Below are 22,768 nucleotides of genomic sequence, written 5' to 3' on the forward strand. Positions count from 1 at the left end.
GCGTCTTCATCGCGGAAGCACGGCGCAATCTGGAAATATTTGTCAAAGCCCGAAACCATCAGCAGCTGCTTGAACTGCTGCGGTGCTTGCGGCAGGGCATAAAACTTGCCCGGATGCATACGCGACGGCACCAGGAAGTCGCGTGCGCCTTCCGGCGAACTTGCGGTCAGGATCGGCGTCTGGATTTCAAGGAAGCCCTGTGCGGTCATTTTCTGACGCATGGCCGAAATCACCTGCGAACGCAGAACGATGTTCTTGTGAACGCTCTCGCGACGCAGATCGAGATAACGGTGACGCAGGCGAACTTCCTCGCCGTATTCGACATCGCCAAACACCGGCATCGGCAGAACTTCGGCCGAAGACTGAACTTCGATGTTCGATGCATAAACTTCGATCTCGCCGGTCGGCAAGTTCGGGTTGATGGTCTCGGCCGTACGTTTGACAACCTTGCCATCGACCGTGATCACGCTTTCAGCACGCGCTTTATCAAGCGTCTCGAACAGCGGGCTCGAAATATCGATCACGACCTGGGTGATGCCGTAATGGTCGCGCAGGTCAACGAACAGAAGGTTGCCGTGGTCACGTTTACGGTGAATCCAGCCAGACAGGCGAACTTCCGCATCGGCGTCAGTCGCGCGCAGCGCATTACAGTTATGAGAGCGAAAAGGATGCATTGTCATTCCAGGTTGCTTTGTATTTTGGGCCGCAAATTTGGCCGCAAAGGTGCATGCCAGACCCGCGCTGTCAAACAAAAAACGCACCACAACATGCCCGCCAACCAGTGATTCATGGCGCTTATGTGTGATGTTCCCCTGCCCGATTGGCACGGCATCTCAAAATTTCAGCGGTATAAAACGCGGACAGGCCGCCTTCGTCAAGTGCCAGTAATGCAGATCAGCAAATCATTGGGTGATTGGTTCCGCGCTAATCTTGATCGCCTGAAGATCCTTGACCTTGATAAAGTCGATCAGCCGTCCACTGCCCGGTGTGATTTCGCCCCAGTGATCAACATCGAACTCGAAATGCGCAAGTCCGCAAGTCGGGTATTTGCGCGCCATGATCTCGCGGGCCTCAATATTGCCACCGCCATACAGCGACTGGGCAAAAATCTCGATACCCGGATTATGGCCGATGAACATCACATGCTTGGCGTCTTCGTGGGTGTGATGCAGGTTTTCAAGCAATACCCGTTCGCTGGCCATATACAGGTCTTCGTTATAGATCACATCGGCATCGGTTGCGAAATCCCGCCCCAAAAGACCAAGGGTCTGCACCGCACGTGCTGCCGTCGAACACCAGATCAGGTCCGGCACCAGTTCATGCTGACGCAGATAGCGGCCCATAAAGGGTGCTGCCTTTTCACCACGACGGTTCAGTTCGCGGTCATGGTCGGCCCGACCCGGATCCGCCCAGCTTGATTTGGCATGCCGAAGCAACAACAGCGTTTTCATGTCTTCGTGTCTTAAGCAGTCGCGAACGATGATCAAACGGTGTTCTTCCATGCCATATCACACGCCGTGACGCCATTATAAAAACTGACACATAAATTTAAGAAAATTGCACCCACCCAAGCAGTTATCCTATACTCCATTTGCAACCGGGAACTGTCGCATAAGTTCAAGGACGTTCCCTCAATCCGCAGGAGGCATAGCGTGACACACGCCGCTGCAGTTCAGTCAAGCGCGATCACCATTGATTCGGAAAGCCGCTTCATTAACCGCGAATTATCGTGGCTGGCATTCAACAATCGCGTTCTTGAAGAGGCCCAGAATACCGGCCACCCGCTGCTTGAAAGACTGCGTTTCCTGTCGATTTCGGCCAGCAACCTCGATGAATTCTATATGGTTCGCGTCGCCGGCCTCGTCGGCCAGGTCCGCGCCGGCATGACCAAGGTCAGTCAGGATGGCATGAGCCCGTCCGAACAGCTTCGCGCCATTACCTTTGATGCCAACCAGTTGATGCAGGATCAGCAACGCGTCTGGCGTCAGCTCAGCAGCGAGATGGAAAAACAGGGCATCTCGGTCATCGATCAGGGCGACCTGACCCAGACCGACCGCAAATGGCTTGATGGCTATTTCACGCGCGAAATCTTCCCGACGCTGACCCCGCTTGCCATTGATCCGTCGCACCCCTTCCCGTTCATTCCCAACCTTGGCTTTGCCATCGTCATGCAGCTGTTTGATCCAGCAGACGGGCACAATATGCGCGGGCTTATTCCGGTACCGCAAAAAATCGGCCGCTTCCTGCGCCTGCCGGGCCGCAATGAACGATATCTTCCGGTCGAACAGGCGATATTGCTCTATCTTGGCAAGCTGTTCCCGGGCTTTGATATGATCGAACACGGTTTCTTCCGCGTCATTCGGGACTCGGACGTTGAAATCGAAGAAGAAGCCGAAGATCTGGTGCGCGTTTTCAAAACCGCACTGAAACGTCGCCGTCGCGGCAGCATCATCCGTCTTAAGGTCAACGCGGCAATGCCCGAAGACCTGCTTGATTTCGTCATTGATGAACTTGATGTCGCGCTGGAAGAAGTCGTTAAGGTCGATGGCCTTCTTGGCGTTGTTGATGTTAAACAGCTGATCGATTCTGATCTGCATCATGACTTGCTGTTCTCGCCCTATGCCGCACGTTATCCGGAACGGGTGCGTGACTTTGGCGGCGATTGCTTTGCCGCGATCAGCAAAAAGGATCTGGTGGTTCATCACCCGTTCGAAGATTTCGACGTGGTGGTGCAGTTCCTGCTGCAGGCCGCCCGTGACCCGGATGTGGTCACCATCAAACAGACGCTGTATCGCACGTCCGAAAACAGTCCGATCGTCAAGGCGCTGATCGCCGCGGCCGAGGCCGGCAAATCCGTCACGGCGATGGTCGAGCTCAAGGCCCGCTTTGACGAAGAAGCCAACCTGCGCTGGGCGGCTGACCTTGAACGTGCGGGCTGCCAGGTGGTCTATGGTTTCCTTGATTGGAAAACGCATGCCAAGGTGTCGCTGGTGGTCCGCCGTGAAACCCACGGCCTCAAGACCTATACCCACTTCGGGACCGGCAACTATCACCCGATCACGGCCAAATTCTATACCGACATCTCGTTCTTCTCGTGCGATCCGGCATTGGGGCGTGATGCGGCCAGCATCTTTAATTTCATGACCGGTTATGCCACCCCGCGCTCGCTTGAAAAAATCGCGATTGCGCCGCATACCCTGCGCCCGACGCTTCTCACCCACATTGATCAGGAGATCGAGAACTGCAAGGCTGGCAAGCCATCTGGCATCTGGGCCAAGATGAACAGTCTGGTCGACCCGGTGGTGATTGATGCGCTTTATCGCGCAAGTCAGGTTGGCGTTCATATCGAATTGATCGTGCGGGGTATTTGCTGTCTGCGTCCGGGGGTTCCGGGTCTTTCGGAAAATATCCGCGTCAAATCGATTGTCGGCCGGTTCCTTGAACATTCGCGCATCGTTGTCTTTGCCAACGGGGCAAAGCTCCCGTCGCGCAAGGCCAAGGCGTTTATTTCGTCCGCCGACTGGATGCCACGCAACCTGAACCGCCGTGTTGAAACTCTGGTTCCGGTTGAAAATCCGACCTGTCAGCAACAGATTGTTGAACAGATCATGATTGCCAACCTGAAAGACACAGCACAGGCATGGCATCTGCAGCCGGACGGCTCCTATGAACGCTGCGAGACAGGTGAAAATGCATTCTCGTCGCACAAGTATTTCATGACCAACCCGTCACTTTCGGGCCGCGGAAGTGCGCTGGATCAAGCCGACCCGAATGTTCCCGTGCTACAGCTAGACGACTAAAAACGACTACAGACGACCAACAGGTGCCAACATCTTATGCTGACTGACCAACGGGCTTCCAACCGCATCGCGATCATAGATGTTGGCTCCAACTCTGTGCGGCTTGTCATTTTTGATGGCATGACCCGCGCACCGATGCCGATCTTCAATGAAAAGGTCATGTGCGGCCTTGGCCGTGACCCGGAAAACACCGGTCGCCTCAATCCCGAGGGGGTGGAGCTTGCCGTGGTCGCCATGCACCGCTTTGCGAAACTGTTGCGTGCGATGAAAGTCACCCATGTCGATGTGCTGGCAACCGCTGCTGTGCGGGCTGCCAGCGACGGCAAGGAATTCTGTGATCGCGTGGCATCGGAAACCGGCCTGACGGTCAAGGTGATTGACGGCCTTGAAGAAGCCCGTCTGTCGGCCCTTGGCATCATATCGGGCGACCCGATGGCATCGGGCATCATGGGCGATATCGGCGGCGGATCACTCGAACTGGTTTTACTGGATCAGGGCGAGATCAAAAAACGTGTCAGCCTGCCTTTGGGTGCGATGCGCCTGCATACGGTATTTGGCTCTGATCGGGCCCGCCTGACGGCTGAAATCAATCAGCACCTTGATACAGTCGATTGGCTGGCAGAGGGCAAAGGCCAACAGCTTTATGCCGTGGGCGGCTCCTGGCGCTCAATCGCCAAGCTGTTCATTGCCCAGGAAAACTATCCGATTTCGGTGGTGCATAATCTTGCCATGCCGCAGTCGGAAATGGCCGAACTGACCCATATCATTTCCCAGCAAAGCCGGGTGTCGCTTGAAAAGATCGGCGGTGTATCCAAACGCCGTATCGACAGCCTGCCGCATGCATCGCTTGTCATGAACATGCTGATGACCCGCATGAAGCCAAAGGAAGTTGTCTTTTCCGGCCACGGGCTTCGCGAAGGCTGGATGTATGAAGTCCTGCCCGAAGATCTGCGTCAACGCGACCCGGTGCTTGAAGCTTGTTTTAGCTTTGCCGAAGACGGCGAACGTTTCCATCAGCACGGCGAAGAAGTCGCCCAGTGGTGTGCGCCGATCTTCTCGGAACTGCCGGTCAATATCGAACGGCTGCGTTTGGCCGCCTGCATCATCGGGGATATCGGCTGGAACGAACATCCCGATTACCGCGCAGAGCAAAGCTATAACCGCATTCTGCGCCATCCCTATATCGACCTTAATCATCATGACCGCGTGTTCCTCGCCTACACCATCGGCTCGCGCTATACCGGCAATTTCAAGGGTGATGAGGCCAGCGACCGCATCCTCAGCGACGAGGATCGCCTGACGGGCCGTTTGTTTGGCCATGTCATTCGCTTGGGCCATACGCTCTCTGGCGGGGTCGAAGGCATCCTGCCGCAAACGCAATTGCTGCTCGAAGAAGGCAAGCTGATCCTGCAATTCGAAAAGCAGGCATCGGCCCTGTATGGCGAAGTGGTTGAGCAGCGCCTGTCGAAACTGGCCAAGCTGATGAACCGCGAAAGTGTTGTCCGCCTCGCCGAATAGGGTTCAGACGCGCACAATCAGACCGCGGATTTTATTGACGCCCCACACCAAAACCGGCACGATCATCGATCTCTTTTCTGATCAGGAGTGCCGTGTCATGACCGACACCAAACAGCCATCCGATCACACCGCGCGTGACATCGTGGGCGCACTGGCGCACATGTCCTTTCAAACGCTTTGTCAGGAAATAACCGTTCTGCCAGATACCGACGACGACATTGAAAAGCTTCGCGCTGCGGCCCGCGATGATGAGAAATCACTGATTGACCTTCTGATCGCGCTGCGGTCTGCCCGCCTTGGCGACATTGCCCCCTTGTTTGCCAATCCGGACGACGACCCGGCCAATGCCAAAGTCGCCGCATCCGATGTGCCCGACAACATGCTCTCATTGCTGAGTGCTCTTCGGGCGAGCTCAGGCGCCCCGATCCCAGGCGAATAATGAAACCGCTCGACACCCAAGCCACGCTGCATGTCCGTTGCGGATCCGATATCCGAGATGGCCTCAAGCAGGCGGGCTTCATCGGCGATTTTCTGGAATTCTCCGATCCGTTTTGTCAGGGCCCGGTGCCCGATCTGCCGCGCGATGCCTTCATCGAAACCCGTGCGGCCTTTATTGCCGGCGCTTACGACCTGCACAGTGACGCAGCACTTGAACGTCTCAGGCGCGAATACGACGCTCTCAATCGTCTTGGGCAGTATGACCATGTCGTGCTCTGGTTCGAACATGACAGCTACGATCAGCTGATCCTGGCCTTCCTGATGGATTCCATTGCCACCATCCAGCCCGAAACCAATATCGACGTCATCTCCGTCAACCACGCGCCCGCGTCCGAAACCATCGACCGCTTCATCGGCCTTGGCCAACTCTCCCTCGATGGTCTGATCTGGTGCTGGAACACTCAACGCACGCTGCTTAACAGCGACATGCTGACATTTGGCAGCAAAGTCTGGAAGGCAGTCCGCCAAGACACCTCAAAAGACCTCAAAACGCTTGCGGAAACCGGCAACGCGCCCCTACCCCACATGCCAGAGGCCCTCAAACGCCACCTCGCCGAACTGCCCGACCCGCAAACCGGCCTGAGCCTGACCCAAAAACTCACCCTGCAAATCATCAAGGACCAAGGCCCGCTTCCCGTCGGCAAGGTCTTTGGCCACCTGATGCGAAGCGTTGATCCGCTGCCCTATCTCGGCGATCTGATGTTCTGGTCAGAAATCCAGTGGATGATGGACTGCCAAGACCCGCTCTTCACCCTCACGCCCGCCACCCCCGAAACCAACTGGGCCGAACGCACCATCACACTCACCAACACCGGCCACGAAACCTTGGCCGGCAAACGCAATTTCCTCGATAACTTTACCGGCACCCGTTGGGTTGGAGGCATAAGAATCAGCCCGCTATAAGCGGACTGATTCGTCGACTCTTAGGTTTAAGCGTTCCAGAAAAGATCCGCGTTCACTTTCTGGTTTTCCACCAGATACTTAAGCTGCTCAAGACGAATGTGTTTTCTGCCAAACAGGTCTTCTGCCTTCGCTTTTTCCGCTTTCAGGCGCTCAGCAATCTGCGCAGCCCCCTTTTCCGCATTCCATTTGAAACCGATATTTGGAAGCACACTATGAAGCTTGTCAAATGACACACGGTAGCTGCGCGCATCCACCTGCGCGTCATCGGAATAAGTCAGATCACAGCCCGGAACGACTTTCTGAACAGTTTTGGCAATATCAATAACCTGATAATTCTGCTCATTGGTGCCAACGTTAAAGGCTTCACCACTCACAAGGTTGGCCGGTGCTGTCAGAACGGCTTCAAAACTCGCGCTCATGTCCTCGACATGCATAAGCGGGCGCCAGGCAGATCCATCAGACAGAAGCTTCACTTCACCAGAAACAATCGCACGGGCTGTCAGGTTATTCAGGACAACATCAATACGAATACGCGGGGAGTCACCATAACACGTCGCATTGCGCATGAAGACTGGCTCGAAGTCCTCGTCTTTCATCGCAAGCAAGGCGTTTTCACAATCAATTTTGCTTTTCGCATATGGCGTCAGCGGAAGCGTTGGCGATGTTTCATCGACCGGCTTTGAAACATCAGCAGCACCGTAAAGCGAACAAGAAGACGCAAACACAAAACGTTTGATGCCATGCTTCTTGGCTATCTCTGCCAATTTCTTGGTTGCCTTGAAATTGATATCGTCAGTCAGCTCCGGTGCGAAATCACCCAGCGGGTCATTGCTGAGCGCAGCCAGATGAATGATGGCTTCAACGCCCTCGACATCCTTTTCCTGCACATTTCGCATATCAACGGTTCTGACTTCATCCACGGATGGCGGCGTCCAAAGGTCGAGACCATTGAAGTAGCCTGTATCCAGACCGATGACAGAATGGCCGCGGGACTTGAGATACCCGGACATGACACTGCCGACATAGCCCTGATAACCGGTCAATAATACTTTCATGAAAAGTCTTTCTGTTGATATGCGTGTTAAGGAGTACGTTTTGCGGCAAAACCAGCCTCATTCGCAAAACGAACAAACAATATTTTTCCTATCGCATTTTCTAAATCCTCGCAGAAATGCTTTCAACAGCAAAACAGCAAACACCCTTATAAGCGCACTAAAACCTCTGAGCTTTTTAAGGCGCGGGAATGCTAACGATTATTTTCAACTTGGCCGGAATCTGTCGTTGGACATTATGTTCGGATTGAGTATGTTCAGCCCCACAAGGGACATGGATTTTCTGCAGGAAAAATAAATGACGGCGAGAACAACAGTTATCACAATCACCCATAACGGGGGGCTCGTTATTGGCGGGCTGTTGAAATCGCTTCCTGCCGACCTGCCGCTGATTGTCATCGATAACGCTTCCGAGGACGATACGCTTGATATCGTCACCAATTTGCGCCCGGATGCCAAAATCATCCGCAATCGCGTTGGCCTTGGCTATGGAACCGCTGCAAGTCAGGGCCTTGAGATTGTCGAAACCGAATTTGCCCTACTGGCCAATCCGGACTCTTTGATGACCGGTGATGCCATTGACGCACTTGTCGCCGCCGCGGACCAATACCCAGATGCTGCGATGTTCGGCCCACTGCATAAGGATGGCAACGGCGATATCGAACCCAGCCATGATGTCGAACTCTGGAAGCGTCGCGATTATGGCCGACTTGCCTATGATTGCGTGCCCGAAGGGCCGCTCTGCGTCGAATTCCTATCTGGCGCGGTCAATCTGGTCCGCATGGACGTCATGCGTCAGGTTGGTTTCTATGATCCGGAAATTTTTCTTTATTTCGACGATGACGACATGTGCGCACGCATGCTCCGTGCCGGGCATGGCATGATCCTTGTTGCTGATTCAGTTGTCATGCATCTCAATGGGGGGTCAGTTCGCCCCAACCGTGCTTATTACTGGGAAAAGTTCTGGCACCTTGCATGGTCACGCATTTACTTTGAACGCAAATATAATGGCCGTTTGGCGGCGATCTGTCTTGGTCTGAAACACACTGTGCGATTTGGCTGGAAGGCGCTCTTGTATGGGATCACCATGCAACGCAAAAAGGGCTGGCGTGATCTTGCAAGATTTTTTGGCTCGCTTGGCGCGTTGATCGGTGTGCGGGCCTCAAAACAGCCGCGCGCGACACAGCGTTAAGGCCTCTGAAAGCAAACCCTGAGTGAGTGGGACTCTTTTTAAATGAAGGCAGTAATTCTTGCAGGCGGATATGGCAGCCGACTGAGTGAAGAAACATCGGTCAGACCAAAACCGATGGTCGAAATTGGTGGCAAGCCGATCCTGTGGCACCTGATGAAGATTTACGCGGCACACGGGGTGAATGAGTTCGTGATCTGCCTTGGCTACAAGGGCTATGTGATCAAGGAATATTTCGCCAACTACTTCCTGCATCATGCCGACGTGACCATTGATATGGCGACCAATCAGCTCGAATATCACAATGCCAATGCAGAACCCTGGAAGATAACGCTGGTCGATACCGGCCTGAACAGCATGACCGGCGGCCGTATCAAGCGTGTAGCCGACCATCTTGATGATAATGCGCCCTTCTGCCTGACCTACGGCGACGGGCTCGGCAATGTCGATATCACAGCAAGTATCGACTTCCACAAAAGACAGGGCCGCAAGGCAACCATGACAGTGGTCTCACCTCCGGGCCGCTTTGGCGCGACGGTTCTTGATGGTGATCGCGTCACCACGTTTCAGGAGAAGCCGCTTGGCGATGGTGCGCGCATCAATGCCGGCTTCTTCGTCTGCGAAAAATCCGTGCTCAACGAAATTGCCGAAGACAAAACCGTCTGGGAAGCAGAACCGCTGCGCAACCTGTCTGATCAGGGTGAACTTTCTGCGTGGCGTCACGATGGTTTCTGGCAACCGATGGATACACTTCGCGAAAAGCATATGCTTGAAAACTTGTGGTCAGAAGGCAAAGCACCGTGGAAAGTTTGGTAAGCCAAACCCGATGACGGCTGAAATGCGCTAAATCCCGGGGCTCCAGATCGCCCCGCCTGATGTGATGATGGATACGAAATGACAACGCCAACCTGCCGCGCCTGCGGAACCGACCTGAAACACACTCTCGTTGATCTTGGCCTGAGTGCGCTTGCCAACTCCTATGTGCCGATGGATCGTGCTGATCAAAACGATCCGCGCTATCCGCTACATGCGCGTGTTTGCAACAACTGCTTCCTTGTTCAGGTCGATGATGTTGTCCCGCCATCTGAAATCTTCAGTCACTATGCCTATTTCTCAAGCTACTCCTCAAGCTGGGTCGAGCATGCCCGCAAATACTGCGAAGCAGCAGCAGAACGGCTTGATCTTGGCAAAGACTCTTTCGTGGTCGAAGTGGCATCCAACGATGGCTATTTGCTGCAGCATTTTGTTGCCAAATCGATCCCGGTTCTAGGCGTTGAACCGGCTGCCAACATTGCTAAGGAAGCCGAGAAAAAAGGTGTTAAAAGCCTGGTGGCCTTCTTTGGCAAGGAAACGGCCGAAAAGGTCGTCGCCGAACACGGCCACGCAAACCTGACCGCAGCCAACAACGTTCTGGCCCATGTGCCCGACATCAACGATTTCGTCTCGGGTTTTGCCACGGTTTTGGCCGATGACGGGGTATCAACCTTTGAATTCCCGCATCTTCTGAACCTTCTGGAAAAGACCCAGTTCGACACGATCTATCACGAACATTTCTCCTACCTCTCGCTTTACGCGGTCGAGAAATGTTTTGAGCAAAATGGCCTTAAGGTCTTTGATGTCGAAGAACTCCCCACCCATGGCGGCAGCTTGCGCGTCTGGGCCCAGAAAACCACCGGCACCCGGCCCGAGACCGACCGCCTAGCAGCCCTTCGCGCCAAAGAGGCTGATGCGGGCATTGCGACCCTTGCCTGCTACGAAGGCTTTGACGCGAAATGCCGCAAGATCCGTGACGACCTTTTGGCGTTCCTGAAATCGGCCAAGACAGAGGGTAAAACCGTTGCTGGCTATGGTGCGGCTGCCAAGGGCAACACGCTTTTGAACTACTGCGACATTGGCACAGACCTGATTGATTTTGTGGTCGACGCCAACCCGCACAAGCAAAACACGCTCCTGCCCGGAAGCCACATCCCGGTCCACGCACCCGACCACCTGAAGGTCGCCAAGCCGGACTATGTCCTGATCCTGCCCTGGAACCTGTCGGCCGAGATCATGAAAGACATGGCACATGTTAAGGATTGGGGCGGACAGTTCATGGTTGCCATCCCCAGGGTCGAAGTGATCGGATGAAATTTATTGCGACAGATATCATTGGCGTCGACCTGATCGAGCTTGAAAAGCACAGCGATGATCGCGGCTTTTTCGCACGCTCCTTCTGCACAGAAGAACTGGCTGCAAATGGCCATGACTTCGAGGTCGTTCAGGCAAATCTGTCCTTTAATCACCATGCGGGCACACTGCGCGGTATGCATTATCAGGCAGCCCCGGTTGGCGACCCCAAAATCGTGCGCTGCACTTCCGGCGCGATCTATGATGTGGTCATTGATTTGCGACCAGATTCAGCAAGCTACTGCAAATGGGTGGGCGCCGAATTGTCAGCAGCCAACCGCAATTCCCTGATCATTCCGGCGGGCTGCGCACATGGCTTCCTGACGCTTGAACCCGATACTGAGGTTCTCTATCTGATGGGCGCGCCCTTCGTGCCCGATCTCGCATCGGGCGTGCGCTGGAACGACCCGACTTTCGGTATTTCATGGCCCGAAAAGCCAGCGATCATCAACGATCGTGATGCCAACTACCCTGATTACGAGCCATCAAAATGAAGGTCCTCGTTACCGGTGCCAACGGCCTGATCGGCCCCTATGCCTGCCAAAAGCTGATCTCGGCTGGCCATGATGTCATCACCTGCGGACGAACTGTGCCAGAAGATGGCGAGCTCCCCGGACGACATGTGACGGGTGACCTGCTGGATGCCAGTTTTCGCAAACACCTGATCGCATCCGAACGCCCCGACGGGCTGATCCATCTGGCCTGGCAGACCAAGCACGGTCATTTTTGGAACGCGCCGGATAATCCAGATTGGAGCGAAGCCAGTATCGATCTTCTTGATCGTTTCCATGAACAGGGCGGCAAACGTGCCGTGCTTGCCGGAAGCTGTGCCGAATATGACTGGCAGGGTATTGCGCCGGGTCAGAAACTGACTGAGGATGCAACCTGCAATCCGCACACAATCTATGGTCAGGAGAAGCTGAAGCTTGCCCGGCATTGTCTGGACCTGAACGCCAAGGGTGCCGCCATCGCCTGGGGACGCCTGTTCCTGCTGTGCGGCCCGAAAGAGGCCCCCGCACGGTTTGTTCCGGCCATCACACGCGCCCTGCTGGCCGGTGAAACTGCCAAAATGAGTTCTGGCAAACAGATCCGCGATTTCATGCATGTCGCTGATGCCAGTGCCGCCTTTGCCAAGCTGATCGATCATCCCTTCACGGGCCTGATCAATATCGCATCCGGCGAGGGCCACAGCCTGCTTGACGTCGCCGAAACCATCAAAAGCCTCATTGGCCGTGGCACCATCGCCGCGGGCAGCATACCCGACCGCCCGGATGATCCGCCCTATCTGGTCCCAGACACCTCAACGCTTACCCAAACAGTTGGATTCAGGCGCGAATTTGATCTCCAAGCGGCACTTGAAAACTGCATTGAATGGTGGCAATCCCACCCGGCTTGATTCGGGCTTGTTCAAGCGCCTCCCTACCCCAACCCACGCGACGCCCGGAAAATCTCGCCTCGAAGCCATTTATGCGCGGCGTTGGCGGCGTTGCGGACGTGCCAGTATTGGGCGAAGCCATATTCGCGGAACGTGAGCGGCAGATCGAACTGGCCAAAATCCTGCATCATGGAGCCTGACAGGCGCGACGGCAGGGTGGCGATGATGTCGGTGTCTCGGATGAGGTTGGCGACACTGGCAAAGGTCGGCACCTGAAGCACTGTGCGCCTTGATCGGCCAAGGCCACGCAGGATGACATCGATTTCCGAACTGTCATTGGCCCCGATCATCACGCGCGCATGGCTGGCCGCGCAATACCGGTCCAGCGTATCGGGCGGCCCGTCGTCGTGAAATGCCGGATCATAAAAACACCGCATCCGTTCGCGAAACAGGCCCTGGCGGGCGATATCGCCATGCTTGCCCGATTGATCAATCGTGATCGCATGATCAATCGTGCCATCGCGCAGCCATTTGACCATGCGGTCTACGCCCGGCACCGATACGACCTGAAGCCGCACATCAGCAGAACAGTTTTGCAACCGCTTCATCAGGGCCGGCAGGATCACCGCCACCTCGTAATCATTGGCACCAAGCACAAAGCGCGCAGAATGATCGGCATTACCGGGATCAAACGCCACCACACGGGTCAGGCCGCGCATCCCCTGCAATAACCCACGCACCTGTGGCGCAATTTCGTCGGCATGGGCGGTCGGTGCAACTGATCTGCCTGACCGGACAAATAGCGGATCGCCAATAATCTGGCGCAACCGATCCAGCCCGTGACTGACCGTCGGCTGCCCGACATCAAGACGGTGTGCGGCGGCTGTCACCGATCCCTCGTCATAAATCGTCAGGAACAGCCGAAGCAGGCGGTAATCAAGATCCAATTCATCGATTTTCATGCATAAGTATTATCATACCCATCGAATTGATCATATGCATTATTGGGTCCAGATTTCTCACATGAACAGGCGATGCCTGACCCCTTATCGGAGAAACTGACATGACCATCCTCATCACCGGTGCGACCGGCCAACTCGGAAGCCTTGTTGTCAAACATCTGCTTGATCGCATCCCGGCAAGCGACATCGCCATCAGTGTCCGCAAGCCTGAAAAGGCCGCAGACCTGAGCGCCAAGGGCATTGATGTCCGCGCGGGCGATTTCAATGACCTTGCCCTGATGACCAAGGCGTTCGCCGGCATTGACACCGCCCTCATCATCTCGGCCGAGGACGACAACGCAACCCGCATCCAACAACACCGCACCGCTGTCGATGCCGCCAAGGCCGCAGGTGTCAAACACATCGTCTATACCGGCATTGTCGATCCCAAGGCGGATGCCGATTTCACCTATTCGGCCATTCACCTTGATACCGAAAACTACATCCGCCAAAGCGGCCTCGCCTTCACCATTTTGCGCAACAGCTTCTATGCCGATCTTCTGCTGGCCGGTGTGCCGCATGCGCTTGAAACCGGCGACTATGGCGCCCCGGCGGGTGATGCCAAAATCACCTATATCCCGCGCAATGACCTGGCAGAAGCCGCCGCCGTGGTCCTTGCCAAGCCCGCTGATCACGGAAACAAAACCTATGACCTGACCGGAACCAAGGGTGTGTCGCACGCCGAAATCGCGGGCTACATTTCTGACGCCACCGGTAAGCCCGTGAAGTTTGTAGACCTGCCCGCAGAGGTCCATACCGGTATCCTCAAAAGCCTCGGCCTGCCCGATCATCTGATCGAAGCCCTTGCCGGTCTCTATGTCGGCGCGAAGAAAGGCGACTACGAAACCGTGAGCAACGATTTCGAAAAACTCGTCGGACGCAAGCCACAATCGGTTGAGGATTTCATCAAATCCGCCCTGGCAAGCTGACCCAACCCCATTACCAACACACAAAAACGGGCCCCGAAAGGGGCCCGGCAAGTTTTCAGGGAGGCATCAGAAACGGACCAAACGCTCCCTGACCTTCAGGGGGTAAAGGTCAGCAGAGAAGAAACAAAAAGCACGGCGGTCGAGGTAATCGAAAAGGCGATATATTTGATAATCATGTTCAGGCTCCTTTGCGGGGGGCGGGGAACAGGCAAGACAGCACCGGGGACGCACCATCTTGCCTGCCTGGGGTCAGGCCCCAAGTAGAACGCGTTTCCGCCGAACTTTCCTGTCCATTGCCGGAACCGGAACATGGCGGGGTGATCTAAATCGGGACTAAAGTCCCAGGTCTGACAGCCCCGGATGATCATCCGGACGGCGGCCAAGCGGCCAATGAAACAGCCGGTCTTCAGCCGAAATCGGCTTGTCATTGATCGATGCCACCCGATGGCGCATCAGGCCGTTTTCATCAAATTCCCAGTTTTCGTTGCCATAGGCCCGAAACCAGTTGCCGCTGTCATCGCGATACTCATAGGCAAAGCGCACCGCGATGCGGTTCTCGTGAAACGCCCAGAGTTCCTTGATCAAACGGTACTCCAGCTCCTTGGCCCATTTGCGGGTCAGGAATTGAACGATGTTTTCCCGGCCCTCGAAAATCTCGGCACGGTTACGCCAACGGCTGTCTGGCGTATAGGCCAGCGACACTTTTTCGGGATCGCGGCCATTCCAGCCATCCTCGGCCATACGGACCTTCTGTTTGGCGGTTTCGACGTTAAAAGGCGGAAGAGGTGGCCGTGACATCATCTGATCCTTTGGTGTTTGGTCGATAAAGGGACCCCGGTCGGCGCGCAGCAACAGGCGGAGGGGGGGGGGGGAATGCCGACCGGGGGAGTTGCCGGTTGTTACGCTGCGGAGGCGTTAACCACCGGGAAGTCAATCGGGGTATCAAAGGCTTCGTTGAGGTAATTGGTCAGGGTATTGAGCGCGACATGCGCCACGATCTCGACCAGTTCGGCCTCGCTGTAACCGGCAAGTTTGGCGGCACTGACGTCACCTTCGCTCACCTGGCCACGGTTTTTGACCAAAGCGACGGCAAAGCGCACAGCCGCATCCGCCTTCTGATCGCTCGACGTGCCATTGCGGTTTGCCGCGATCTCGGCGTCATCAAGCTTGGCGATGTTTTTGCCCAAATAGGTATGCGCCGACAGGCAATAGTCACAGCCATTAAGCTGTGCGACCGCAAGGGCAATGCGTTCTCGGGTCTGCGGATCGAGCGCCCCTTTGGCAAGCGCCCCATTCAGACCAAGATAGCCCTCAAGGGCGGCCGGGCTGTTTGCCGTCAAGCGAAACAGGTTCGGAACCGAACCAAGCATCTTGTTCACACCTTCAAGAAGCGGCTGGGAAGCTTCCGGTGCGGTATCGATCGAAGCAGGCAGGGAAATACGGGTCATTGAAACTCTCCTAAACAAGTTCGGGTTGATCAGTGTTGAAAACATATATACAGACAGGTCTGTCTATTTGTCAAATATATTTTTGGAATGACCATTCCTGTATCTGAAACGCTTGCAATTCTGCGGCTTTCCCGCCACAAGAATACAGACCGGTCTGACTATTGGAGTAAGAAAATTGAAGTCTAAACGCGACGTTCTCGTCGATACGGCCCTGCGTCTTTTCTATACACAGGGCTTCAACGCCACCGGAATCGACAAGATTCTGGCCGAGTCCGGCGTCGCCAAAATGACGATGTACAAACACTTCAAGTCAAAGGATGAACTGATCCTGGCCGCCCTTATGCGCCGCGATGAACAATTCCGCGACTGGCTGACAACCGAAATGCAAAAGGCCGCATCCGATCCGCGCGGACAGCTTCTTGCGATGTTTGATGCGCTCGAAGAATGGTTTCATGGCCGCGCCTTCAAGGGCATGGGCTTTTCCGGCTGCGCGTTTATCAACGCCTCAAGCGAGTTCGCCAAACTTGATCACCCGGCCCACCAGATCGCCGCTGAACACAAACGTTGCGTGCTCGAACATATTGCCGATCTGTGCACCAAGGCCGGCGCGTCCGATCCCAAACAACTGGCCGAACAACTCGCCCTGCTCAAGGAAGGGGCGATTGTCACCGCCCAGGTACGCGGCATGCCCCAATCGGCCCGGATCGCCAAAACCATGGCGACCGCCCTGCTTGATGCCGCCCTGCCCGCCTGACAACATCGAAACGTCATTCCCGCGACGGCGGGAATCCATTACTTGCGTGATAGGCCGGCTATCAAAAACAAAAACGGGGCCGTCGGGCCCCGTTTTTTGTTCATCGCGGCAGTATGCTTGGCTATTTATCGAGCTCAACAAAGACCACTTCGCCGTCTTTGAGCTTAAGGCCAAGCTGCCCGTGCTTGAGACGCAGCGCATATTGCCCGAAAAGCTCGCGCCGCCAGCCACGCATGGCCGGAACGTCCGCATTGTCGTCGGCAGCGATGTTCTGAAGATCGTCGCTTGATGCCACCAGACGCTGGGCAACGCCCTTTTCCTCGGCACAGAGTTTAAGCAACACCTTCAGCAACTCGACCGTCGGGCCGATCCCGGCCGGCAATTCAATGCGTTCCTTTGGCTTCGGCCATTGATCCTGCGGGCTATCAAGGGCTGCCTTGATCGCCTCGATAATTGCCTGCCCCGGTTTGGAGGTGCCAAAGTTGCGGCCAACGCCACGGGTTTTATCAAGGTCCTTGTCGGTCATCGGCTGACGGGCCGCGATATCCAGCAAGGTATCATCGCGCAAAACCCGGTTGCGCGGCAGGTTCTTGCGCTGTGCTTCAGTCTCGCGCCATTCGCCAAGCGCACGCGCCACCGCCAGGAATTTCGGGCTGTTGGATCGGGTTTTAAGCCGCTTCCATGCCTCGGCCGGATCAATCGAATAGATCGACGGATCGGTCAGGCGTTCCATTTCCTCAAACAGCCAGACCGCACGGCCATTGGCCTCAAGGCGCTCGTGAAACGCTTCATAGATCACACGCAGATGGGTCACATCCGAAAGCGCGTAACTGATCTGTTTGGTCGAAAGCGGACGGCGCGACCAATCGGTAAAGCGCATCGATTTATCAATGCTTTTGCGCGCCACCTTGTTGACCAGCGTCTCATAGCCGACCTGATCGCCATAGCCCAGCACCATCGCCGCCACCTGGGTGTCAAACACCGGATGGGGGACCTTGCCCGACAGATGGACGAAAATCTCGATATCCTGGCGGGCGGCGTGAAACACCTTGACCACCGCCTCGTCCTGCATCAGCTCGAACAGCGGCGTCAGGTCAATGCCCTCGGCAAGCGGATCGACCGCAGCCCCGTTATCGGACGGCTCCGGACTTGCCAGCTGCACCAGACACAGTTGCGGCCAATAGGTCGAGTCCCGCATGAATTCGGTATCGACAGTGACATATTCGAACTTGCGCAATCTTTCACAGAGACTGCGAAGTTCTTCTGTAGTTGTAATTGGTTCCATGCCGACTGCTATAGCATTGCCTGCCACAATTCGCCAGTGGCTTCGATGCAGGGCTGATCTTCGCCTTATTCGGGCAACATATGCCCCAAGGCTCTCCAGAGATTAGGGTCAGGACCTATTAATTTGGTTCGAATGGTCGGTCAGATTTGTGCGGATACGCGAAGCAAAATCGCTGGAAGATATGCATCTTTCAAGGTTTTGCGACAAAGTAACCCGTGCAAATCTGACCGATCCGAAGGACAGAGCTTATATTTGCAAACTCCGACGTCAAATCCCTTGCGCGGGATACCAACCCGCTCGGCAGGATTTTCCTTGGATTTCACAAATATAAGCTCTGCCATTCCAATCAAATTAATAGGTCCTGACCCTAGATAATCTCGTCCTCATCCAGAAGCGGATCGGATTGCAGATGGGTTTCGATGGCGTCCATGCGTTCCTGGACTTCTGACGGGCGCTTGATCGACGCGATATGAAACAGCGCATCCCCCTGATTGACAATCGGGTGGTTGGTCCGCCCGATGATCAATCCTTCCTCGCGCACGATGACTTCTTCGTCACGCTGCCCGAACGGATCGGATACCGCCGCGGCCACATCCCCGGCCCGGACAAACTCCCCGGCCAGTTTGAACGTCCGCAAAATGCCGCCCGCCGGTGCGCGCAGCCAATGGCTGTTGGAGGATTTGAATGACGGCACGCGCGGTTCGCGCACGGTGCGTTGCGATGTCATGCCCAGTTTGCGCATCACGCGCAAAACGCCCGACACTCCGGCACGGATCGACATTTCATCAAAACGAAGCCCCTCGCCCGCTTCAAACAGCAGGATCGGCACACCAAGCTCGCGCGCGGCCTCACGCAGTGATCCGTCGCGCAGCGGACTGGTCAGGATGATCGGCGCACCAAACGCCTCGGCATATTCCATGATATTCGGGTCATCTTCATTGACCCGGATCTGCGGCAAGTTAACCCTGTGAACCGCCGCCGAATGCAGGTCGATACCGAAATCGGATCTTTCGACAATTTCATGCAAGAACAAATGGGCCAACTGTGCGGCCAAGGATCCACGCGAATGCCCCGGGAAGCAGCGGTTCAAATCGCGCCGGTCGGGAAGATAGCGGGTGTTGTTAAGGAACCCGAACGCATTGACCACAGGCACGGCAAGCAACGTTCCACGCATGCCGCGCAATGCGGTTGATTTCAAAACGCGGCGGATAACCTCCACCCCGACAATCTCGTCGCCATGGACAGCACCACTGACGAAAATCACCGGACCCGGTCGTTTGCCATGCACGACATTGACTGTCAGATTGACCGGCGTGTGGTTGGACAAAAGCGAGATCGGGATATCAACAATCTGGCGCGTGCCCGGAGCAACCTTTTTCCCAGCGATTTCAAAATCAGGGTTCTTGGGGGTTCTGGGCGCTTTGCCTTTCCCCTTGGGTGATCCGGTTTCGCTCATTGTGGTATCCCTTGTTCTTATCCCTTGCCTTTGGTCCGCACCTTACCGGGTTTGAAATCTTTTTCCATGAATTCAATGATCATGCCGGCAATGTCCTTGCCCGTAGCATTTTCAATGCCTTCCAGTCCCGGTGACGAATTCACCTCCATCACCACCGGCCCGTGATTGGATCGCAGGATATCAACACCACAAACATTAAGCCCCATCGCCTTGGCGGCTTCAACGGCGGTCGAACGCTCCTGCGGCGTGATGCGGATTGCACGCGACGAGCCACCACGATGGATGTTGGACCGGAAATCGCCCTCCGCCCCTTTGCGTTCCATGCTGGCAACCACCTTGCCACCGATCACAAAGCAACGGATATCGCTGTTGCCGGCTTCCTTGATGAATTCCTGCACCATGATCGCAACATTGGCACCACGGAATGCCTCGATCACGGATTTGGCGGATTTTTCGGTTTCGCCCAGAACCACACCGATACCCTGTGTGCCTTCCAGAAGCTTGATCACTACCGGAGCGCCCCCCACGATCGACAGAACTTCATCGGTCTTTTTCGGGTCATGGGCAAAGGCGGTAACAGGCAGGCCAATGCCACGGCGTGCGAGGATCTGCAGCGAACGCAACTTGTCGCGCGACCGGCCAATGGCAACGGACTCGTTTAACGGATAAACACCCATCATTTCAAACTGGCGCAGAACTGCCAGACCGAACTGGGTCACGGACACACCGATACGCGGGATCACCGCGTCATAACCGGTCAGTTTCGATCCGCCGTAATAGATTTCCGGTTTCAGCGACGTGATGTTCATCGACACCCGCAGGGTATTGATGATGTCCATCTCATGCCCGCGTGCTTCGGCCGCCTCGACCAACCGTTTGTGGGAGTAAAGGTTTGGATTGCGTGCAAGCATCGCGATTTTCATAAGATGTCCCCCAAGGTCGGCAAAACGAAGTGCGACCGGTATAATACCGGTGGCTGGCGAATGCGGAATTGTCAGAAAGTAAAACGACCCTGTCGGGATCTTGTTCCGGCAATGGGTCGTTCTTCTGCGCGTCTATCTCTGTTCCGGCTTCCCTGCAAGATAAGATTTCGATGGCAGCACCAAAAATCTTCCTGCTTTCATCGCTGTGCGGCCCAAAAGCATGGGAAAGCCCATGATTGACCGGTTTGCCAGCGACACTTCAACTTTCAATTTGTGATGCCCAACCTGGATATGGGTGGCAACCACAAACCGTTCTTCGGCATTTCCGTTCGAAGAGCGAATCTCGCGCATTTCAATCAGCGGCGCCAGACAATCGATCCGCCCATGCCCGTCCCCGCGATAATGCGGCAGGGTGAATGATACAAAATCCTGCCCGTCACGCACGACTTTCTTTGGATTAAGCGCATGCAGCGATGATGTTCGGGCCCCGGTATCAACCTTGGCCTTGATCAAGGGCACGCCAAGATCAGGAAGGCCGATCCATTCCCGCCACCCCAAAACATGTCCATCGGAAATCAGGGTATCGGTCTGGCTCTTAAGCGACGGTTTTGCTTTTACGCGTTGCGGGCTCACATGCAGCTTCCGGTTATTGAATGCAATCTGTTAGGTGGTGGTGATGATAACCTGTAACAACCTGATCGGCTTACGAAATTCGTTTCGATGTTACGATTGCGTGGTCATGTCATCCATGACACTGCGCACCAGCGGCAAGGTCACCGCCCGCTTTTCGGCCAATGCCCGACGATCAATCGCCGCCACCAATTGACTTAACGCCGCAAAGGACCGTTCGATCCTTGGCAAAACATAACTGATGATTTGCGGGCTGGCCGGGATTTGCCGGTCGGCAAACAGCTTGATCAGAAGTCCAACAATCAAATCATCATCCGGCGGCGAAATCTCGCACACCAGCGCCGCCCCCAGCCTTGATTTCAAATCGGGCAAATCAATCTGCCAGCGCGATGGCGGCTGGCTTGCGGTCAACAACAAATGCCCACCGCGTTCCTTCAGCATATTGTAAATATGAAAACACACGGTTTCATCAAGGCCTGCACCCGCCACAAGGTCCGCATCCTCGATCACAAGACCGGTGGCGTCACCCAGAAGCTCATCGGGATTGATGCCGTTCAAGTCCGACGCTGCGACCTGTAACGCACCGGATCGCGCCCGCCACACTTCCGCCAGATGACTTTTCCCGCATCCCTTTGGCCCATACAGGCACAAGGCCGGGGCGGGCCATTTTGGCCACTGGTCGATCCACGCCACCGCTTCGCTATTGCAATCGGCCACCATGAAATCATCGCGCCCCAGTGCCGGACGCATTTCAAGCGCCAGCGGCAATTGCTGCGGGTCGTTATCTTTGTCCGGCTTGGATGTCACCCGGGTCACAGTAAACTCAATTTGCTGATCTCGATCTCTGGGGTCTATTTCTCGGATTCCGGCGTGGCATTGTTGCCGCCCTCCGGTCCGTGATCATAAAGCCTGCTATCGAGATACTGCCTTAAGCCATAACGTACAAGCACGCCGATCACGGCGGCCACCGGCACCGCCAGCATCACACCGAGAAGTCCGAACACCGCACCCCCGGCAAGCAAGGCAAACATCACCCAAACGGCATGCAGCCCGACCTTGTCGCCCACAAGCTTGGGCGTCAGGAAATTGCCCTCAAGCACCTGGCCGATCAAAAACACCAGCGCCACCAGCCCAAGATCAAGGCCAAAGCCAAACTGGGCCAGCGCGACACCCATGCCAACCGCAAAGCCGGCAATCATCCCGAAATAGGGCACAAACGACACAAGCCCGGTCATCAAGCCAATGACAAAGCCAAACTCAAGCCCCGCCAGCGTCAGGCCAAGCCCGTAAAACAGGCCAAGCAATATGCACACCGTCGCCTGCCCGCGGACAAAGCCTGCAAGGGTTTCGTCAATCTCGCTAACACACTGGCGGATATCCTTGGCCGACCGTCTGGGCAGGTAACTGTCCACCTTGGCGACGATCTTGTCCCAGTCGCGCAGCAGGTAAAACGACACCACCGGCGTAATGAACAGCAAGCTCAGGAAGTTCAAAAGTGCGAGACCGCCCGAAAGCACATTGGTCAGGACATTACCGACCCATTTAAGGGCATTGGCACTCTGTCCCTTGATCGCATCCGATACACTTTGCAGGGTTTCGGGCGCCACACGATCGAGCACATTTTGCAAATACGGCGCGACATTGGTGCGCAACGTATCGACATAGCCCGGAAACCGTTCAAGAAATCCTGCCAACTGGCTGCCGATCATCGGCACGACAATCAACATCACCAGAATGAACACAAGGAAGAAAAGGAAGGTGATGATGCTGGTCGCAATCACCCGGCTGGCCCCGCGTTCCTCAAGCCGGTCGGCAAGCGGATCCAGGAAATAGGCAATCGC

General features: G+C 55.6%; 23 protein-coding genes. 11 read left to right on the forward strand and 12 right to left on the reverse strand.

The window, feature by feature from the left end:
* A partial coding sequence (locus tag B2T33_RS10720) for an amino acid--tRNA ligase-related protein (RefSeq protein WP_286791981.1) occupies positions 1–674 on the reverse strand: 674 nt, incomplete at its 3' end.
* Positions 675–902: 228 nt separating this feature from the next.
* Positions 903–1,451, reverse strand: a complete 549-nt coding sequence (locus B2T33_RS10725) for a SixA phosphatase family protein (protein ID WP_286791982.1) — start codon at positions 1,449–1,451, stop codon at positions 903–905.
* A 201-nt stretch (positions 1,452–1,652) separates the two neighbouring features.
* Here B2T33_RS10725 and B2T33_RS10730 point away from each other — a divergent pair, with 201 nt between their 5' ends.
* The 4 genes from B2T33_RS10730 (at position 1,653) to B2T33_RS10745 (ending at position 6,719) form a co-directional block, all read left to right on the forward strand.
* Positions 1,653–3,800 carry an RNA degradosome polyphosphate kinase gene (locus B2T33_RS10730; RefSeq protein WP_286791983.1) on the forward strand — a complete coding sequence of 716 codons (2,148 nt, stop codon included), beginning with the start codon at positions 1,653–1,655 and terminating at the stop codon, positions 3,798–3,800.
* 36 nt (positions 3,801–3,836) lie between these two features.
* A complete protein-coding gene (gene ppx, locus B2T33_RS10735) occupies positions 3,837–5,318 on the forward strand; it encodes an exopolyphosphatase (protein WP_286791984.1) in 1,482 nt (493 codons plus the stop codon).
* Between the two features lie 97 nt (positions 5,319–5,415).
* Positions 5,416–5,757 carry a hypothetical protein gene (locus B2T33_RS10740; protein WP_286791985.1) on the forward strand — a complete coding sequence of 114 codons (342 nt, stop codon included), beginning with the start codon at positions 5,416–5,418 and terminating at the stop codon, positions 5,755–5,757.
* Positions 5,757–6,719 carry a DUF1835 domain-containing protein gene (locus tag B2T33_RS10745; protein ID WP_286791986.1) on the forward strand — a complete coding sequence of 321 codons (963 nt, stop codon included), beginning with the start codon at positions 5,757–5,759 and terminating at the stop codon, positions 6,717–6,719. Before B2T33_RS10740 ends, B2T33_RS10745 begins: the two co-directional genes overlap by 1 nt.
* 26 nt (positions 6,720–6,745) lie before the next feature.
* On the opposite strand, the gene B2T33_RS10750 is transcribed toward B2T33_RS10745, so the two are convergent.
* Complete coding sequence (locus B2T33_RS10750; protein WP_286791987.1) at positions 6,746–7,774, reverse strand: NAD-dependent epimerase/dehydratase family protein; 1,029 nt, start codon at positions 7,772–7,774, stop codon at positions 6,746–6,748.
* A gap of 295 nt (positions 7,775–8,069) precedes the next feature.
* Between B2T33_RS10750 and B2T33_RS10755 the strand changes: the two genes are divergently transcribed.
* The 5 genes from B2T33_RS10755 to B2T33_RS10775 all read left to right on the forward strand — a co-directional run bounded on the left by B2T33_RS10755 (position 8,070) and on the right by B2T33_RS10775 (position 12,522).
* Complete coding sequence (locus B2T33_RS10755; RefSeq protein ID WP_286791988.1) at positions 8,070–8,963, forward strand: glycosyltransferase family 2 protein; 894 nt, start codon at positions 8,070–8,072, stop codon at positions 8,961–8,963.
* A 42-nt stretch (positions 8,964–9,005) separates the two neighbouring features.
* Entirely contained in the window at positions 9,006–9,776 is a 771-nt protein-coding gene (gene rfbF, locus B2T33_RS10760; protein WP_286791989.1) for a glucose-1-phosphate cytidylyltransferase, read from the forward strand.
* A gap of 78 nt (positions 9,777–9,854) precedes the next feature.
* Complete coding sequence (locus B2T33_RS10765) at positions 9,855–11,087, forward strand: class I SAM-dependent methyltransferase (protein WP_286791990.1); 1,233 nt, start codon at positions 9,855–9,857, stop codon at positions 11,085–11,087.
* Positions 11,084–11,620 (forward strand): dTDP-4-dehydrorhamnose 3,5-epimerase, encoded by a 537-nt coding sequence (gene rfbC, locus B2T33_RS10770; RefSeq protein ID WP_197145287.1) that lies wholly within the window; start codon positions 11,084–11,086, stop codon positions 11,618–11,620. The genes B2T33_RS10765 and rfbC overlap by 4 nt, the downstream gene beginning before the upstream one ends.
* The gene (locus B2T33_RS10775) at positions 11,617–12,522 is read left to right on the forward strand and encodes an NAD-dependent epimerase/dehydratase family protein (protein ID WP_286791991.1); all 906 of its coding nucleotides are present in this window, start codon (positions 11,617–11,619) and stop codon (positions 12,520–12,522) included. Before rfbC ends, B2T33_RS10775 begins: the two co-directional genes overlap by 4 nt.
* A 23-nt stretch (positions 12,523–12,545) precedes the next feature.
* Here the strand turns inward: B2T33_RS10775 and B2T33_RS10780 are convergent, their stop codons facing one another.
* Positions 12,546–13,463 carry a LysR family transcriptional regulator gene (locus B2T33_RS10780; RefSeq protein ID WP_197145289.1) on the reverse strand — a complete coding sequence of 306 codons (918 nt, stop codon included), beginning with the start codon at positions 13,461–13,463 and terminating at the stop codon, positions 12,546–12,548.
* Between the two features lie 101 nt (positions 13,464–13,564).
* On the opposite strand from B2T33_RS10780, the gene B2T33_RS10785 reads away from it, so the two are divergent.
* The gene (locus B2T33_RS10785; RefSeq protein ID WP_197145290.1) at positions 13,565–14,431 is read left to right on the forward strand and encodes an SDR family oxidoreductase; all 867 of its coding nucleotides are present in this window, start codon (positions 13,565–13,567) and stop codon (positions 14,429–14,431) included.
* 333 nt (positions 14,432–14,764) lie between these two features.
* On the opposite strand, the gene B2T33_RS10790 is transcribed toward B2T33_RS10785, so the two are convergent.
* Entirely contained in the window at positions 14,765–15,229 is a 465-nt protein-coding gene (locus tag B2T33_RS10790; RefSeq protein ID WP_286791992.1) for a DUF1348 family protein, read from the reverse strand.
* A gap of 101 nt (positions 15,230–15,330) precedes the next feature.
* Complete coding sequence (locus B2T33_RS10795) at positions 15,331–15,879, reverse strand: carboxymuconolactone decarboxylase family protein (RefSeq protein WP_286791993.1); 549 nt, start codon at positions 15,877–15,879, stop codon at positions 15,331–15,333.
* Positions 15,880–16,054: 175 nt separating this feature from the next.
* On the opposite strand from B2T33_RS10795, the gene B2T33_RS10800 reads away from it, so the two are divergent.
* The gene (locus B2T33_RS10800) at positions 16,055–16,633 is read left to right on the forward strand and encodes a TetR/AcrR family transcriptional regulator (RefSeq protein WP_286791994.1); all 579 of its coding nucleotides are present in this window, start codon (positions 16,055–16,057) and stop codon (positions 16,631–16,633) included.
* A gap of 121 nt (positions 16,634–16,754) precedes the next feature.
* Here B2T33_RS10800 and rnd read toward each other — a convergent pair whose 3' ends face one another.
* The 6 genes from rnd to B2T33_RS10830 all read right to left on the reverse strand — a co-directional run.
* Entirely contained in the window at positions 16,755–17,918 is a 1,164-nt protein-coding gene (rnd, locus tag B2T33_RS10805; protein WP_064780555.1) for a ribonuclease D, read from the reverse strand.
* A 367-nt stretch (positions 17,919–18,285) separates the two neighbouring features.
* Complete coding sequence (locus B2T33_RS10810) at positions 18,286–19,374, reverse strand: succinylglutamate desuccinylase/aspartoacylase family protein (RefSeq protein WP_082923579.1); 1,089 nt, start codon at positions 19,372–19,374, stop codon at positions 18,286–18,288.
* A 17-nt stretch (positions 19,375–19,391) separates the two neighbouring features.
* The gene (gene rimK / locus B2T33_RS10815) at positions 19,392–20,297 is read right to left on the reverse strand and encodes a 30S ribosomal protein S6--L-glutamate ligase (protein WP_120225095.1); all 906 of its coding nucleotides are present in this window, start codon (positions 20,295–20,297) and stop codon (positions 19,392–19,394) included.
* Positions 20,298–20,429: 132 nt separating this feature from the next.
* Positions 20,430–20,930, reverse strand: a complete 501-nt coding sequence (locus B2T33_RS10820; protein WP_286791995.1) for an ATP-dependent zinc protease — start codon at positions 20,928–20,930, stop codon at positions 20,430–20,432.
* A gap of 90 nt (positions 20,931–21,020) precedes the next feature.
* A complete protein-coding gene (locus B2T33_RS10825; protein WP_008891258.1) occupies positions 21,021–21,743 on the reverse strand; it encodes an HdaA/DnaA family protein in 723 nt (240 codons plus the stop codon).
* 35 nt (positions 21,744–21,778) lie between these two features.
* Positions 21,779–22,768, reverse strand: a 990-nt coding sequence (locus tag B2T33_RS10830; RefSeq protein WP_286791997.1) for an AI-2E family transporter, incomplete at its 5' end; no start/stop codon positions are given.

This window comes from Thalassospira sp. UBA4513 (assembly GCF_002388495.1).
GTDB classification, from domain to species: Bacteria; Pseudomonadota; Alphaproteobacteria; order Rhodospirillales; family Thalassospiraceae; genus Thalassospira; species Thalassospira tepidiphila.

What these genes read in the sequence shown, in the direction of transcription:
- B2T33_RS10725 (WP_286791982.1), bottom strand. Translation starts at nt 1,451, where the DNA reads ATGAAAACGCTGTTGTTGCTTCGGCATGCCAAATCAAGCTGGGCGGAT.
- ppx (WP_286791984.1), top strand. Translation starts at nt 3,837, where the DNA reads ATGCTGACTGACCAACGGGCTTCCAACCGCATCGCGATCATAGATGTT.
- B2T33_RS10740 (WP_286791985.1), top strand. Translation starts at nt 5,416, where the DNA reads ATGACCGACACCAAACAGCCATCCGATCACACCGCGCGTGACATCGTG.
- B2T33_RS10745 (WP_286791986.1), top strand. Translation starts at nt 5,757, where the DNA reads ATGAAACCGCTCGACACCCAAGCCACGCTGCATGTCCGTTGCGGATCC.
- B2T33_RS10750 (WP_286791987.1), bottom strand. Translation starts at nt 7,774, where the DNA reads ATGAAAGTATTATTGACCGGTTATCAGGGCTATGTCGGCAGTGTCATG.
- B2T33_RS10755 (WP_286791988.1), top strand. Translation starts at nt 8,070, where the DNA reads ATGACGGCGAGAACAACAGTTATCACAATCACCCATAACGGGGGGCTC.
- rfbF (WP_286791989.1), top strand. Translation starts at nt 9,006, where the DNA reads ATGAAGGCAGTAATTCTTGCAGGCGGATATGGCAGCCGACTGAGTGAA.
- B2T33_RS10765 (WP_286791990.1), top strand. Translation starts at nt 9,855, where the DNA reads ATGACAACGCCAACCTGCCGCGCCTGCGGAACCGACCTGAAACACACT.
- rfbC (WP_197145287.1), top strand. Translation starts at nt 11,084, where the DNA reads ATGAAATTTATTGCGACAGATATCATTGGCGTCGACCTGATCGAGCTT.
- B2T33_RS10775 (WP_286791991.1), top strand. Translation starts at nt 11,617, where the DNA reads ATGAAGGTCCTCGTTACCGGTGCCAACGGCCTGATCGGCCCCTATGCC.
- B2T33_RS10780 (WP_197145289.1), bottom strand. Translation starts at nt 13,463, where the DNA reads ATGAAAATCGATGAATTGGATCTTGATTACCGCCTGCTTCGGCTGTTC.
- B2T33_RS10785 (WP_197145290.1), top strand. Translation starts at nt 13,565, where the DNA reads ATGACCATCCTCATCACCGGTGCGACCGGCCAACTCGGAAGCCTTGTT.
- B2T33_RS10790 (WP_286791992.1), bottom strand. Translation starts at nt 15,229, where the DNA reads ATGTCACGGCCACCTCTTCCGCCTTTTAACGTCGAAACCGCCAAACAG.
- B2T33_RS10795 (WP_286791993.1), bottom strand. Translation starts at nt 15,879, where the DNA reads ATGACCCGTATTTCCCTGCCTGCTTCGATCGATACCGCACCGGAAGCT.
- rnd (WP_064780555.1), bottom strand. Translation starts at nt 17,918, where the DNA reads ATGGAACCAATTACAACTACAGAAGAACTTCGCAGTCTCTGTGAAAGA.
- B2T33_RS10810 (WP_082923579.1), bottom strand. Translation starts at nt 19,374, where the DNA reads ATGAGCGAAACCGGATCACCCAAGGGGAAAGGCAAAGCGCCCAGAACC.
- rimK (WP_120225095.1), bottom strand. Translation starts at nt 20,297, where the DNA reads ATGAAAATCGCGATGCTTGCACGCAATCCAAACCTTTACTCCCACAAA.